This is a genomic window from Wolbachia endosymbiont (group A) of Beris morrisii (assembly GCF_964028185.1).
GTDB lineage: Bacteria > Pseudomonadota > Alphaproteobacteria > Rickettsiales > Anaplasmataceae > Wolbachia.
Genome location: NZ_OZ034760.1, coordinates 1,019,247 through 1,034,104, shown reverse-complemented (window position 1 = coordinate 1,034,104; position 14,858 = coordinate 1,019,247). Strand labels below are relative to the sequence as shown.

Annotated in this window: 15 protein-coding genes and 1 pseudogene; 10 read left to right on the top strand and 6 right to left on the bottom strand. The window is 36.0% G+C overall.

The features are described from left to right. Nucleotides 1–230 precede the first annotated feature (230 nt). Together recJ and ABWU69_RS05380 are read left to right on the top strand one after the other, a co-directional pair. Complete coding sequence (gene recJ / locus ABWU69_RS05385; protein WP_353285047.1) at nt 231–1,970, top strand: single-stranded-DNA-specific exonuclease RecJ; 1,740 nt, start codon at nt 231–233, stop codon at nt 1,968–1,970. Next, the gene (locus ABWU69_RS05380) at nt 1,967–2,089 is read left to right on the top strand and encodes a hypothetical protein (protein ID WP_353285046.1); all 123 of its coding nucleotides are present in this window, start codon (nt 1,967–1,969) and stop codon (nt 2,087–2,089) included. The genes recJ and ABWU69_RS05380 overlap by 4 nt, the downstream gene beginning before the upstream one ends. A gap of 30 nt (nt 2,090–2,119) precedes the next feature. Here ABWU69_RS05380 and ABWU69_RS05375 read toward each other — a convergent pair whose 3' ends face one another. Beyond that, nucleotides 2,120–2,260 (bottom strand): hypothetical protein, encoded by a 141-nt coding sequence (locus tag ABWU69_RS05375; RefSeq protein WP_353285045.1) that lies wholly within the window; start codon nt 2,258–2,260, stop codon nt 2,120–2,122. Nucleotides 2,261–2,399: 139 nt separating this feature from the next. On the opposite strand from ABWU69_RS05375, the gene ABWU69_RS05370 reads away from it, so the two are divergent. Continuing rightward, nucleotides 2,400–2,543, top strand: a complete 144-nt coding sequence (locus ABWU69_RS05370; RefSeq protein WP_265034515.1) for a hypothetical protein — start codon at nt 2,400–2,402, stop codon at nt 2,541–2,543. A 73-nt stretch (nt 2,544–2,616) separates the two neighbouring features. On the opposite strand, the gene ABWU69_RS05365 is transcribed toward ABWU69_RS05370, so the two are convergent. From ABWU69_RS05365 to ABWU69_RS05355, 3 genes and pseudogenes are all read right to left on the bottom strand, one after another. Next, the gene (locus tag ABWU69_RS05365) at nt 2,617–3,789 is read right to left on the bottom strand and encodes an NADH-quinone oxidoreductase subunit D (protein ID WP_265034514.1); all 1,173 of its coding nucleotides are present in this window, start codon (nt 3,787–3,789) and stop codon (nt 2,617–2,619) included. A 143-nt stretch (nt 3,790–3,932) separates the two neighbouring features. Then, nucleotides 3,933–4,148 (bottom strand): hypothetical protein, encoded by a 216-nt coding sequence (locus ABWU69_RS05360; RefSeq protein WP_265034513.1) that lies wholly within the window; start codon nt 4,146–4,148, stop codon nt 3,933–3,935. Then, nucleotides 4,145–4,931: pseudogene (locus ABWU69_RS05355) on the bottom strand (IS5 family transposase). Before ABWU69_RS05355 ends, ABWU69_RS05360 begins: the two are co-directional and overlap by 4 nt. Before the next feature lie 80 nt (nt 4,932–5,011). On the opposite strand from ABWU69_RS05355, the gene ABWU69_RS05350 reads away from it, so the two are divergent. Continuing rightward, the gene (locus ABWU69_RS05350) at nt 5,012–5,215 is read left to right on the top strand and encodes a hypothetical protein (protein WP_353285044.1); all 204 of its coding nucleotides are present in this window, start codon (nt 5,012–5,014) and stop codon (nt 5,213–5,215) included. Nucleotides 5,216–5,245: 30 nt separating this feature from the next. On the opposite strand, the gene ABWU69_RS05345 is transcribed toward ABWU69_RS05350, so the two are convergent. Then, nucleotides 5,246–5,377 (bottom strand): hypothetical protein, encoded by a 132-nt coding sequence (locus ABWU69_RS05345; protein WP_265034509.1) that lies wholly within the window; start codon nt 5,375–5,377, stop codon nt 5,246–5,248. A gap of 66 nt (nt 5,378–5,443) precedes the next feature. Further along, a complete protein-coding gene (locus ABWU69_RS05340) occupies nt 5,444–5,641 on the bottom strand; it encodes a hypothetical protein (protein WP_265034508.1) in 198 nt (65 codons plus the stop codon). 603 nt (nt 5,642–6,244) lie between these two features. On the opposite strand from ABWU69_RS05340, the gene ABWU69_RS05335 reads away from it, so the two are divergent. The 6 genes from ABWU69_RS05335 to ABWU69_RS05310 all read left to right on the top strand — a co-directional run bounded on the left by ABWU69_RS05335 (nt 6,245) and on the right by ABWU69_RS05310 (nt 14,747). After that, nucleotides 6,245–6,766: a cytochrome b gene (locus ABWU69_RS05335; RefSeq protein WP_353285043.1), complete on the top strand. Its 522-nt coding sequence runs from the start codon at nt 6,245–6,247 to the stop codon at nt 6,764–6,766. A gap of 5 nt (nt 6,767–6,771) precedes the next feature. Continuing rightward, the gene (locus tag ABWU69_RS05330) at nt 6,772–7,815 is read left to right on the top strand and encodes an NAD(P)H-dependent flavin oxidoreductase (protein WP_265034506.1); all 1,044 of its coding nucleotides are present in this window, start codon (nt 6,772–6,774) and stop codon (nt 7,813–7,815) included. 105 nt (nt 7,816–7,920) lie between these two features. Beyond that, on the top strand, nt 7,921–9,048 hold the full coding sequence (locus ABWU69_RS05325; protein ID WP_265034505.1) for a hypothetical protein: 1,128 nt from the start codon (nt 7,921–7,923) through the stop codon (nt 9,046–9,048). 101 nt (nt 9,049–9,149) lie between these two features. Then, nucleotides 9,150–9,524 carry a hypothetical protein gene (locus ABWU69_RS05320; protein WP_265026661.1) on the top strand — a complete coding sequence of 125 codons (375 nt, stop codon included), beginning with the start codon at nt 9,150–9,152 and terminating at the stop codon, nt 9,522–9,524. A 44-nt stretch (nt 9,525–9,568) separates the two neighbouring features. After that, nucleotides 9,569–11,923, top strand: coding sequence for a type VI secretion protein (locus tag ABWU69_RS05315; RefSeq protein ID WP_353285042.1), 2,355 nt, complete (start codon nt 9,569–9,571; stop codon nt 11,921–11,923). Beyond that, nucleotides 11,904–14,747 (top strand): hypothetical protein, encoded by a 2,844-nt coding sequence (locus tag ABWU69_RS05310; RefSeq protein ID WP_353285041.1) that lies wholly within the window; start codon nt 11,904–11,906, stop codon nt 14,745–14,747. The genes ABWU69_RS05315 and ABWU69_RS05310 overlap by 20 nt, the downstream gene beginning before the upstream one ends. Nucleotides 14,748–14,858 lie beyond the last annotated feature (111 nt).

Sequence of the window (14,858 nt, the reverse complement as noted above, 5' to 3'; positions counted from 1 at the left end):
AAGATTTTCAATAGGTTGCTTATAATCCTAACTATAGTTAGCCTTTCATAAGTAGCGATGCAACAAAGCCATTCCAGTGTCAGCTACTTTCATGACACCGTCATAAAGGAACCAGTGTCAAGCTACTTTGATGACACCTTTTTTCTGCTTAGTTTAGGTTATGCAGAAGTCTAATACAATTATAGAACAAGCTTAAAAATTCTGGTAAAGTAGTTTTATTTACAAAGAATATGCTACTTGAAATTGAAAAGCGCAGCATAACAAATGCATTGTGGAAGTTACAAGAAGCAGATCAAAGGGAAATCTTAACTCTTATACAGAGATTTGAGTTGCCAGAAGTACTAGCAAGAATATTGGTTACTCGTGGTGTTAACATAGAAAATGCAAGCGACTTCTTATATCCACTAATCAGATTGCTATTACCAGATCCCTTTCACCTTCTTGATATGGATAAAGCTGTTTCTCGTATAATACGGGCAATAAAAAATAATGAAAACATTGCAATATTTGGTGACTATGATGTTGATGGTGCAACGTCGTCAGCATTGATCAACAGGTACCTAAGAGCAATCGGTATACACTCTATAATCTACATTCCAGATCGTGTTGATGAGGGCTATGGATTAAACACAGATGCTTTATTACAACTTAAAAAAAACGGGATCGATTTATGTATTTCCGTTGATTGTGGTACGCTTGCATATCAACCAATAGAAGATGCAAAGGTCTTTGGTCTTGATATTATAGTTGTCGATCATCATCTTGGTACGGAAAAATTACCAAGCGCCGTAGCAGTTGTTAACCCAAACCGCCTTGATGAGAGCTCTCCTTATAATAACTTAGCAGCAGTTGGAGTGTCATTTCTGCTAATTGTTGCTCTTAATAAAAGCCTACGTGAGCAAGGATTTTTTACCAACAAAAAAGAACCAGATTTATTTGATCTGCTGGATTTGGTTGCCCTGGGAACTGTCTGTGATGTTATGCAGATTACCGGCCTAAATAGAGCATTTGTCTCACAAGGATTAAAAGTGATGTCAGCAAGAAAAAACGTTGGCTTGCGTGTTTTATTTGATGCTTTGGGAATCCTTGAAAAACCAAGTGTTTCGCGGTTAGGGTTTAGTATTGGGCCATGCATAAATGCTGGAGGAAGAATCGGAGAAGCATCGCTTGGTGCACGGCTACTTTCTACGGATGATGAAGAAGAGGCACATTCAATCGTGCTAAAATTAATAGATTTGAATAATGCAAGGAAAGTGTTAGAAAATGAGGCTCTCTTAGAAGCCACAGCACAAGCGGAAAAATTTGCCCAATTAGGTGTAAATTTTATAATGGTAAGTGGCAATTGGCACCAGGGGATAATCGGTATAATTGCATCAAGGCTAAAGGAGCAGTTTCACTTACCAACGATAGTGATGTCTTTAAACAATGGAATAGGAAAAGCAAGCTGTAGATCAATTTTGGGAGTTGATATCGGTGCTGCAGTCCTTTCCGCAAAGTTTATAAATTTGATTATTGAAGGTGGTGGCCATAGTATGGCGGCAGGATTTTCAATTAAAGAAGACAAAATAAATGATTTGCATGATTTTTTTACTGAAAGATTTTCAAACTCTATAAATGAGAAAACTTTAAAAGCTGATAGTATAGTAACTGCTAAAGCAATAAACTTGTCTTTATGGAATCAATTGCAACGCTTGGGACCATTTGGAGTTGGGAATCCTGAACCAAGGTTTATTATCCAAGGAGCAAAGATAAGAAAGCCTGAAGTTATAGGAGTTGACCATATAAAATGTTTTATTGCTGATGATAATGTTATGGTAAGAGCTATTGCATTTCGCTCTGCAAATACTCACCTTGGCTCTGCTATCATGCAGGGTAATGTTAAAGCCATTTTGGGTAAAATCTCTATGAATTACTGGAATGGCAATGAATTTGTACAATTTTTAATAGAAGATGTGTTGACCATTAGTTGAGTGTATCTGTTCAGCAGAGTGGCAAAATAGGTAGACAAGATAAACCAAAAAATCAAGAAAAAGTGAGTGTACAACAAATGGTGTCATTCCAGTGCTTGACACTGGAATCCAGCTTTTGATCGAAAATGTGTATCTGTTCAGAGGAGTAGCTAATGTGCAAATATTGAAGCAAAGTGCGTGACACACAGCTGTACGAACATTGCAATATGGCACATAGTAAACGATGTCATTCCAGTGCTTGACACTGGAATCCAGCTTTTCATAATCATCAAAACGTTGTATTTTAACATAAAACGGCTACTTTTATGCTTACCAACTTAATAAAATTCCTGGATCCCAGTGTCAAGCACTGGGATGACACCATTTGTTGTAAACTCACTTTTACTCTATGGTTATACTACCTTGCCGCTATCCTGAACGGACACGAAAATGTTGTATAGTGCACAATCAATTTTTCTGGATCCAAGTAGTCAAGGCACTGCCTTTGTGTTTGAGGCAAAATCGGCTATAACACTTAACATACTGCCTTTGCAAACAAATGTTCGTACAGTTATGTGTCAGCTACTTGCATGACACCATTTGTTGTAAACTCACTTTTACTCTATGGTTATACTACCTTGCCGCTATCCTGAACGGATACCAATAATTACCTATCAACCTCACCAAAAACTATATCGAGTGAGCCAATAATTGCTGCAACGTCGGCAAGCATGTGTCCTTTTGCCATAAAATCCAAAGCTTGTAAATGCGCAAAGCCAGGTGCTCTTATTCGGCATCTGTAAGGTCTATTGGTACCATCTGAAACTATATACACTCCAAACTCGCCTTTTGGTGCCTCAACAGCTGTGTAAGCCTCACCTTTTGGTACATGATACCCTTCCGAATAAAGTTTAAAATGGTGGATGAGAGCTTCCATAGATTTTTTCATCTCCGCTCTTGGCGGTGGAGAAATTTTTCTATCTTCAGTTTTTACTGGCCCTTCAGGCATTTTCTCTATACACTGCTTCACTAAGCTAACAGACTGCCTGATCTCTGCCATTCTAACTAGATAACGGTCATAACAGTCGCCATTTTGGCCGATCGGTATATCAAAATCTAGCTGATCATATATTTCATATGGCTGGCTTTTTCGCAAATCCCAAGCAAGCCCAGCAGCGCGCAGCATTGGGCCACTAAAGCCCCAATCAAGTGCCTGTTTAATTGATATTTCACTAATTCCTACAGTGCGTTGCTTCCATATTCTATTTTCTGTTAAAAGTTCATCAACATCGTCTATATACTTTGGAAATTGCTCTATAAACTTTGCAATATCCTCAATCAAACCTTCTGGAACATCTGCTGCAATTCCACCTGGCCTGATGTAAGCTGCGTGAAACCTTGCACCTGAAGCTCTTTCGTAAAATTCCAGTATTTTTTCTCTTTCTTCAAAGAGCCATAAAAGAGGGGTCATTGCTCCAACATCAAGCGCTTGAGAAGAAACGTTCAGTAAATGATTTAGTATTCTCGTCAGTTCACAAAACAAGACACGTAAATACTTTGCCCTAATTGGAATTTCGCATTGCAACAATTTCTCCACACACAGTGAATATGCATGCTCTTGTGACATTGGTGATACATAATCAAGGCGATCAAAATAAGGCAAAGCTTGAAGGTACGTTTTATGTTCTATTAATTTTTCAGTACCGCGGTGCAAAAGCCCAATATGGGGATCTGCCCTCTCGATTACTTCACCATCCATCTCCAAAACAAGACGCAACACTCCATGTGCAGCCGGATGCTGAGGGCCAAAATTTAACATCATTGTCTTTAGATCAGGCATATCCGATAGTTTAAGATATTAGAATTGTATAGACTGAAGTACGTTGAAAGTCAATTAAAAACCCTCAGTTATATAATTGACATTGGTTGCAACATTATGTAATAATGAAGGATTACATCAATGAAGAGGATTATCATGCCTGATCAAAAAAAGTTTGCATCGTATGCATTAATAACCATAGGGTCCGTAGGGCTTATAGCCAATACCATAGCTTTTAAGTATTGTTCTAATTTATCGCCCTTGATTGCAGGGGGAATGATTGGCTCTATGATCCCGCTATTTGGATGTGCTGTTATTGGCGTTTTATTGCTTATGGATAGAATCCTTCTCAGAGCTTGTCCGGAAACTGGTAAACTCAAGCATATTCCCTCCTTAACATAACCCTACTCATAGCCAAGTATATGAAATTTTCAGTGGATGTTGTAAATATTCCTTTGATAGCCTTCTATTCCTCAAGCAAAAGTCCTTTCTACAACCCATCTTCTTGACTGTACTTTAAACCCCTGTTCCCTCATTGGTAGTAGTTCAGGTGGTGTGTCTTTGTATACCCAAAACCTACATGGAGGCCTTTTAACAATTTCAATGTCTATTCCGTACTCTTTTTCTATGTACTCCTTTAAATTTCTTCCTTGATACCCCATATCAGACCACATTTTCTTAACGTTAGTATATTTTTTCCTCATATTATCCAATGCTACCATCTCTGTCATTTTCACTAGCAGCACCCACATAACAGCCTAATATAAAACCCTGAGATTATGTGCCTTTTTCTACCTTTTACTTTTTTACTCCCATCATAACCTTTGACCCCCCTTTTTCTGTCGTTTTTACAGATTACTATGCAAGCACTTGGCTCCTCGTTTCTTCCCATTTTTGACCTACTATATTTAGTGATATCGTAGTTCATTTTTTCGAAAATTCCTTGCTTTTTCCACCTCCTAAATTGTTCATATACTGTATTCCATGGCGTGCGGTAAATAGCGCCATTGACATCCTGTACGTAGTACATAAAAAATTGCTGATAATACTTATCTTTTGCTATGTTTTAGCGGCCTTCCTCCTTTCTTGTATGATACTCTAAAGTGTTTCTCTATTAGCGACCACTCTCTTTCACTAAGATCTGTAGGATACTTTTTTCTCATTTCTAACCCCATTTTTAAAACTCATATACTATACTTTTTTTCGTTTGCGGATAAGCTCTTAGCCGCTAACAAGTAGCGGGATGACGAGCTTATCGTCATCCCGCCGCGAACCGTCATGCTGCCACGAACCGTCATACCGCGATTCATTCCACAACTGTACGAACATTGCAATTTGCAGGCAATTTGCGTGGCAGATGGTGTCATCCCAGTGCCCCTATGATGTCATCCCAGTGCTTGACACTGGGATCCAGCCTTTTCATAATCATCAAAACGTTGTATTTTAACATAAAACGGCTACTTTTATGCTTACCAACTTAATAAAATTCCTGGATCCCAGTGTCAAGCACTGGGATGACATCATAGAGGCGCTGGGATGACACCCTCCTGCTAGACAATGTTCGTACAGTTGTAGATTCATTCGCGGTATCTCTAGATCCCGCTAACACGTAGCGGGATGACGGTTGTCAGGGTGTCATCCTAGTAGTGTGACACTGGTTTCCTCTATAATGGCGTCATTCCAGCGCCCCTATGATGTCATTCCAGTGCTTGACACTGGAATCCAGCCTTTCTGCAATCTCATCGAAAACGTTGTAACCACTTTCTATGATAGTTTGCTTGCTCACAAGCAAACTTTCCTGGATCCCAGTGTCTGGGCACTGGGATGACAAAAAAAGGAGCACTGGAATGACACCATTTGTTGTGTTTAACAAAGTTCGTACTTAGCTTCATGTTAGCTATAAATATTTAAGAAACTTACCAAATGAAAAAAAAGGCAAAAGAAACCCTGGTCATTGTCTATTTTCAGTATTGGCGTTTTTTAAGTCTTAAACACTGCAATTTAGCTGCTTTTAAGTGCAACTAACCTTAGCTAAAATGTTTAAGAAATTTACTAAGCAGAAAAAAAGGCAAAAGAAACCCCGTGGTAATTAGTGTTCACTCTCTAATCCTTCAAATTGGCGTACTATACTGTCTTAAACGACTTATAAGCGCGTTTCAGCTTATATGGGTAAAAACCCAGAAATATTGTGAAGACATAAGGTGCACATAGTGCGAAAAATTAAAAATAAGACGCCAACTACGTTGTTTTTTTGCTGTTTAATCTGCACAGATGAAGATAACTGAATACCTTCAGTTTCATGATAAGGGGGCTGGCGAAATGTGTCAAGGAAGTTTTTCGTTTCTATCAGCTACCTAGATGACAGGATTGCTCTTGAATTTGTATAGCTACATTGTCGGTAAATCTAAATTGCTTTAATAATTTTGATTGAAAAATAGTTTTTCTATTATATAAATGCTACTTTAGGGTAATCAAAATGGAAAACGATAAATATAGCCTAGGTTTAAGAGTTATCCATTGGTTGATGGCTGTTTTTATTATCGGTATGCTTTGTTCTGGACTTTATATGAAAAGCTTACCACTTAGCAATGAAATTAAGTTCAACATATACGTTATTCATAAGGCTTGCGGTATCACTATTCTTGGATTAATCATAGTATGCATATTTTTTCGCGTCTTTACTTATGTTCCACCACTTCCAGCAAATTTTTCTCGGTTTGTAATCAATGTAAGCAAAACAGTACACTTTGGTTTGTATTCTTTGATGGTGCTAATGCCACTATCTGGCTATGTTATGTCTTCTGCTTCTGGCAAAAAGATCAAGTATTTTTTTCATATCCCTTTGTTGATTAATCAAAACAAAGACCTAGCTAACACGGCTAATGAGCTACATTCGATGCTTGCATATTTTATGGTACTCTTTATAATCTTACATATACTTGGCGCCTTAAAGCACACATTTATAGATAAACAAAACATTTTTAAACGTATGATATAGGTTGTATGTTAAGTAGCCTCTGGAAAAAAGGAACAGATTTTCTTGGCAGTGAGTTTGCGATAATGGGTGGTGCTATGAGCTGGGTTTCAGAGAGAAACTTGGTTTCAGCAATCTCAAACGCTGGCGGTTTTGGTGTGATTGCATGTGGTGCAATGTTTCCAGACTTACTGGAAAAGGAAATCATAGAGACACAAAAATTAACTAACAAACCATTTGGTGTAAACCTAATTACTATGCACCCAAAGTTGAGTGAGTTGATAGATGTGTGTATTGAAACGAAAGTAAGCCATATAGTGCTTGCTGGCGGATTACCAACGAAGCCTAATATAGAAAAAATTAAGAGTGCAGGCATTGAAGTTATGTGCTTTGCACCAGCATTAAGCCTTGCGAAAAGGTTAGTAAAAATGGGAGTAGATGCGTTAATAATAGAAGGAATGGAAGCAGGTGGGCACATAGGGCCAGTTAGCACTTCTGTTCTTGCACAAGAAATATTGCCTCATTTTAAAAATGAACAAATACCAGTGTTTGTTGCAGGTGGAATAGGCAGAGGCGAAGTGATAGTTAATTACTTAGAAATGGGAGCAAGTGGCTGTCAAATAGGCACATTATTTGTCTGCACTAATGAGTCGATTGCCCACAAAAATTTTAAGGAAGTATTTATTAAATCAGCCGCACGTAATGCAATACCTTCTGTACAGATAAGTGCTGATTTTCCTGTAATTCCAGTAAGAGCTATAGCCAACAAAGCAAGCGATGACTTTATGAAGCGTCAAAAAGAAGTTATTGATGAATACCAAAAGGGACAGATCTCAAAAGAAGATGGGCAGCTTGAAATAGAAAAATTCTGGGCTGGAGCTTTAAGAAGAGCAGTAATTGATGGAGATGTTGAAACGGGATCTTTAATGGCTGGCCAAAGTGTTGGCATGGTTGATAAGGAAAAGCCTGTAAAAGAAGTAGTGAATATGTTAGTTCAACAGGCAAGTAATTATATTGATAGCAAATCTGTAGAAGTAGAAAACCCAGTAATTAGAAAGCAAATGGTTAAGTGACTTTCCAATAAGCAAATTATCCATATATGGCATAATTGCCCAGTTTTAATGTAAAATTAACGCTAAAGAGGTATCTATACATTTTATTATGTATGGAGGAATGTTATGCTAAGTCCTTTAAAAAAATCTCAGAATAATACAGGAGATATTAACCGACAATTGCACAACACTATATACAAAAAGGTAACAAAAAAAACACATAATCATGAAAGCCCAAAAAAAAATGGAGATGGAACTATCAAAAAATGCATAGAGTTGTTCAAGAAAGAGGCTAATCCTAATGTATTAATTGAATTAGAAAAATCACTGAAAGAGCAAGAAGAATCTTATAATTATTACACCAAAAACTTTCTTCCAGTGTTGGAAACAGGAGTAATGGAATTAGAGGTCAAACTTCCAGTATTTAACAATAAAATAGAACAATCACAAAGATCACCAACAAGAAGAGGGAAAATATTAGAAATAATTTCAGGGATTATTAAAAGGAGCAGCAATAAAGATTCAAAAATAGAAGAACAACCTATTAATTCCATAAAAAAAGAGATCCCAGTGTCAAGCACTGGGATGACAGAAAATAATGTAGAAAGTCCAACTAAAGAAGAAGTATGTGCTAGTGACTCAGATAGTGGAGTAAGTTCACGCAAACCGAGTGAAGAAAGTTTAGAATCACCAATAAGTAGTAGAAGGAGCAGTATGAGCTCAATATTAAGCTCTGCTGGAGAAAATAACGATCCGCAAAAAGAGAATGAGAATCAAATGCAACCAGAGCAAGCTGCACCAGAAGAGCCACAGGTGTCATCCCAGTGCTTGACACTGGGATCCAGAGAAAAAGAAAGTATGGATCCAAATAGTCAAACTACTCAGATGACAGGCAGTCGGATACAAGATTCAACGCAATCCGAAGAAAAAAAGGACAAAAAAAATACCATTACAACTGTGCAGAAACTTCCTGTGAATGAGAAAAAGGGTGAAGATATTCCACTTAAACAACCCAATAACAGAAATCTTCACGTTGCATTTGTAGCAGGTTGTGCTCTCTCCACAATAGGGTGCATTGTTGCAGGAGCAATGACATCAGGATTGATAGGAGCAGGACTACTTGCTATGGCTGCAGTGTTTGCTATAGCAGCAGTAGCTGAATTGCATTCAAACTTCCTATCAAGTAAATTAATATCCATTAATGTGAGTCCTCTTGTTGATGATAAAGAGCTTACAGCATGTTCACAGCGGTAAAAATTAAATATGTGTTACTTGTAGTGGATAAGTGAATTCAGTTCTTGCCTATTGATATAAAAGTTGTTATATTTGAGGAATGTTTAAAAGGTGTTTAGTTGATGCGCATTCAATTGAATAAAGTTTTGGTTTTTATAGCCTTATTAAGTTTCATTTTTGCATCATATTCTAGCGAAGCAAGTTCGGTGAGTGATGAGTTAAAGGATGTACAAGAAACGGTAAAAAATTTTATTTCTTCATTTTCAATTAAAGATACTGTAGAAAATATGAGTCCTTCAACAATCATAGGGTTGTGTATAGCTGCGGTGATACTTGCAGTAGTGTTCAGAGGTCTAATCTTTTTTATGATAATGTTTGGTGTACTGGTCCTGATGTTCGGTAGTACAGAAAAGGCAACAGACTACTTAAAAGAAAAATTTAACTTTGCAAAAGATATAAAATTACAATCCGATAGCGAAAAAAAAGATAAAAATTAAGATAGTATTTTTATCTTTTTTAATTATCTTTATTGAATACGCATATGCAGCTAAAAGTACCAGCAATTAACTCTAAGTTTGAAAAAAAGAACAACTTAGCATTACTAGAAAGCATTGATTTAGATTTCATTCCGTATGCTTGTCATTACGATGAAGAAACCATACTAACAAAACAGGGAGAATTGTTAAAAATAATCAAGTTAGAAGATTATTCTTCTGTTGATAACTACAGCGACCTTAGAACTGAAATTAGAAAAAGCATATCAAAAAATATTAATAGCCTATATTTTACCGTTTGGATTCATACCGTTAGAAAGCGCAATAAGTTGAGCTTAAAATGGAATAAAACTGAAGACTTCTCTGATAAGCTACATTCAGCGCGGTTTGATAAACTTACTGATAGTAAATTACAGTATATAAATGAATTATATATTGTAATATTGTTTAGCGATTTTGGCAAGCATACTAATAATTCATTTTTTTTTAATAGAATAAAGAATAAGCATAAGCTGTCTTTACAAGGAAGCCACCAGGAGTTGCAAAAGATAACTGACTTAATTCACAGTGATTTAGGACCTTTTGGAGCTAAAAAACTGGGTCTAAGATTTAGTGAAGGTAAAATATATTCTGAAATGATAGAATTTCTCCACTATATTGTTACATTAACGCACAAAGATTATCCAATACATGAAGGGGACCTGTCGCAATATATTAGAAATTTTAAAATAGCTTTTGGTTTTAATACGTTTCAAACAATATTTGAAAGTCAACAGAAATTTGGCTCTATTTTCAGCATAAAGGAATACCGGGAAATCTCTTTAGGCAATATAGATAGATGCTTGCAGCTTGAATCTGAATTTATCATTACAGAAATAATGATATTTACTAGTAATAGTAAGGCAATAAAAGAATTTAACAAACAAATTAACATGCTGCAAATTAGTGAGGATAATACCTTACTTAAAAATTCAGGAATTGAAGAAATAATAGAGCTTGAAAAGACCTCTAGTATAGACTTTTGCCAACAGAAAATTATTTTTACAATATTTGCAGACGATAGGAATAAGTTAGCCGAAAATATTAGTGATTTATCTTCTATAATGTCATTAATTGGCTTCATGATATTTAGAACTGATTTACATATGGAAAGTCATTTTTGGGCACAACTTCCGGGCAATTTTACTTTTATTACACAACCGAAAAATATATTAGCAAAGTATGCTTGCAGTTTTGCTATGCTGCATGATTTTACGTCAGGTACATTAAAAGGAGGAAGGTGGAAAGAAGCGGTAACAGTTTTTTTCTCAAGAGAAAGAAATCCTTACTTCTTTAATTTCCATGGAAAAAGAAATAATGGCCATACTACGATACTTGGAGCTCCAAATTCAGGCAGAACTTCACTCATTAATTTCCTATTATCAGAATCAAGAAAGTTTAACCCAAGAACTGTCATATTGGATAACACTGGAAAGTCGATAATTTTTACTAAAGCAGTGAGTGGTAAATATTACATAATCGATCCAAAATATAAGGACAAAAGCCTAAAATTTAATCCACTAAACATTGAAGATAGTGCTTCCAATCGCAATATGTTGGTTGAACTGATCAGAAGAATGGTAGCCGATACGAGCTTGGTGGACGTAGAAGAAAAGATAAGAAAAATTGTGGATTCTATATTTGCTATACCCAAGGAATCACGTTCTATTTCACAAATTTCTGAGGTGCTTTTGCTCTTGGGGGGTAAGGTAAGTAGATGGTGTGACGGTGGTGAGTTTGCTTACTTATTTCAAGATGGTGATGAATCAGATATTGACTGGGAAACAAAAATTATATCTCTCAACACCGCAAACCTTACAAAACAAAAGGAATGTATGTCCGTGATACTTTACTATTTTTTATATTCTTTTGAGGCAAAATGTGATGGCTCGCCTGCAATACTTGTTTTGGATGAAGCATGGGAGATAAGTAATGTTTTTCCTACAGAGAAAGAGTTTGATAACTGGATGCAAAGAATGACGGAACTAAATGTTGTGGTAATCTTAAGTACTGAAAATTTAAATCTCGCATTTGCTAGCAAATTTACTCAATATTTAGATAAACATGTTGATACAAGAATCTTGATGCCGAACATCAATGCAAATAGATTATACATGAAGGCATTTTCTTTATCAAAAGAGGAGCTGAATATAATTCTGCAGACGCCAACACAGGAAGGTTTATTTTTGATAAAGCAGTACAAAGGATTAGTAACTTTAAATTTAGATTTAAAGAATATGCAAGAAATACATGTACTTTCAGCTAACAAAGAGACTATAAAGTATATGTACGAGGCAATAAAGGAAAAAGGAGAAGAAGTTAATGAGTGGTTACCGGTGTTTTATGAGAAGTGTAAAGCTTAATTTCTTATTGATATTCTTTTTGATACTTGGTCTTTCGTATCAAGGATATGCTGATTGTCCGCCTCTTGTAGAGAGTAATACTACACTTGAAGCTGGAGGCAAAAAAGCTTTGGAGGGTTTTTTAGCAATTTTTACTTTTGGTACTAAAGGTAGTTTTAAAGTTGATGAAAAGCTATACCAATATATTACAGTAAGACAAGTAAAAGACCAAGGAATTGATGGTTATTTTAATCCAAAAATTCAAGTCTGTGATTACGAAGAAGAAGAAAATTGTTATATATTACCTAGTGGAACATCCTGCCGCCAGATATATGGTACACAAGATACAGGAGGTGGAGTCTCCGCAGCAGTGTTTATCGATTGGGAAGGAGATAAAACATCTGTTAATGCAAAAATAGCAGATAGTCTTGAGTGGGAATGGGCAGACAATGTTACTGATGAAGAAAAAACGAAGTTTGCTAAGTCTCCTAAAATATGTGCTTGTAGCCAAAAAGGTGCTTGTATGAGCGGTGGTTCTGCATGGTTTTCAAGAGTGGTTCAGGGAGAAAATATTTTCCGTCCAGGGGATATGGAAGACGTTTGTGATACTTGTTCATCATGGAGTGAAGGAAAGCAAAAGATAAAATGTGCTCCTATACTACTTGCACCTGGCCCACCTCCGTTCTGTGAACAACTTGCGATGTCACCTCCACAAGTTAGAATTGTTCCTATAACAGATAAAGACAATGATTACTTTAATCCTAAGGTTAAGGTAATCATTGGTGATCTGAAAGGAAGAGACGGAGAGATTGGAGAAAAATTAGATTTTCCTAAAGAGTATGGAAAAGATAAAGCTAAGGAGCGCCCTATTAAAGACAAATATGGCACCACGTATGACTTCAAGACCTATAGAGAAAAAGATAAGCTCTGTGCTGAATACCTTGGTATAGATGAAAAAAATCCACAGTTCGTCCGCTGCTTCCCGGCACCACCTGCTCCAGAACCTAAGGTAGTGAAGGTAGTAAATGGAAATACGTTAGAAATAGAAATGAAGATGAGCGAGAGCACTTGTACTTATGAAGCACGTGGAATCTACAGTAATGGTTCCTGTACTTTTAATGTTAATACCGACCTCAACTATCCTATAAATATTGGTCCTCTATCTTTAAAAGTAGTAAAACCAGCAATAGTAGCAAAAACAACTGATAGTAATATTGATAATATTATAGAAGGTATATTAGAAAGTAATCCGCAACAATTTAAAGTTCTGAAAGAATATGGCTATGTTCCTGATATTGAAACGGAATGTGAAGAGTTTCAGGGGGATAAGTGCAAATTGAACAACTTAGGACAACTAGAAATAGAAGTAAAGTATAAAGGAAATTCTAACAGTAAAATGCTTTGTCTTTCTGGATGGCAGCCAGAACCAGAGGAGTTTGTTCTTAAAAGAGAAAATAAAATAATACCACTAAAATTAAAGGGAACAAGATATACTAAATACAATGCTGTTTACTCCAAGGAATCAAATCGGTTCTATTATCTTCCAAGCAAGGAAAGGGAAATAGTTGAACTTTTGAAAAAACCTCAAGGTTGGTTGGATAAAATAATATTTAATAAGCAAGGGTATGTTTTCTTCCCTGATGAAAATGAGCAGGAAAAGGGAAAATGCAGTTACTGCGTGGATTATGATAAAGACATAGATGAAAAATTTATAAACAATAAAGTCAAAGTAGTATACAAATTGACGGATGTAGAGCAATATTTCGATAAAAAAGATAATAGTCCATTTTACTTAGAGCACGAGGAAGTGGATTGTAAAGATAAGGATGGTAAAGTATTAAGAGATGAAAAAAATGAAGTACAAAAGTGTACACAATTAAAAGATCAACTGATTAAAGCAGATAGAACAGAGGTCTTTTACGCTGATAAATTGTGTAGGTTAGATTTAGAAGGTCTCAAAGAGAAGTTAAAAGAAAAATTAAAAGAGAAATCAAAAGAGATAATCGAGAAAGAACCGGAAAAAAAGAGCGAAAAGTCCCACGATTTTGGAAGTGGAAATCATGATGTGGATGGCTCACAAATAACATCTAGCCGTGTTGAAATAGAAGTGTGGGGATGTGGTGAAGCAGGTCACATAAAAGATACGCCCAGTTTCTGCGGATCTTATGTAGATGATGCCACCAAGAAGAATGCCTGTTCCACTGAAACTAGAGCAGGAATGCCAGGAGATTATATTAAAGCTGAATTGGAAATTGATCTTGATTATCCTATCTTTGACATTGAAGCTTCAGAGGGAGGAGGTAACAGAGAAAAGAGATACACAGATAAGGATGGGGGTCCTATTTTTATAAGAAAGTGTCGTGTAGGCAAACAAGAGTGCAAGGATTTAATCACTATGGGAGGTGGAGGTATCTATAAAGAGTATGAGTATAAAGGTCGGTATAGGGATTATATGGAAACAATAATTGATGATAGTGTAAAATTAAAAGAAAAAACCACAACAACAGGATTGCGGGATACTGAAGATAATAGGATAGCATATATAGAAAATGGTGAAATCAAGTATGAAACAGTAGAATGTAGAGAGGGTTTTAGAAGCAGTAAACCTGGTGCAGGTGGTTGCATTGATAAAAGCAAAAGAATTTATGGTAAAGGCTCTGCAGGGCAGGTGAAGATAACGCCTATTATAAAGGGATTTGACAAAAACATAATAAAGGATGCTATTGAAAAAAGAATAGGAAATCAATATGATCCCGGGGAGGTTAGGGATTTCTCGAGGAGTGAGTTTGACACGAGTTTAACTAAGATGATTGAAGAGGAACTCAAAAAAGAATTGTTAAGGTAAAAAGATATAGCTCTGAAAATTATGCTCTTGTTTTAATAATTAATTAAAGTAAAGTGTGTAGTAAATGGTGTAATTGCTGTATCTTAACAAAAAGGTATAACGAATGTAAGA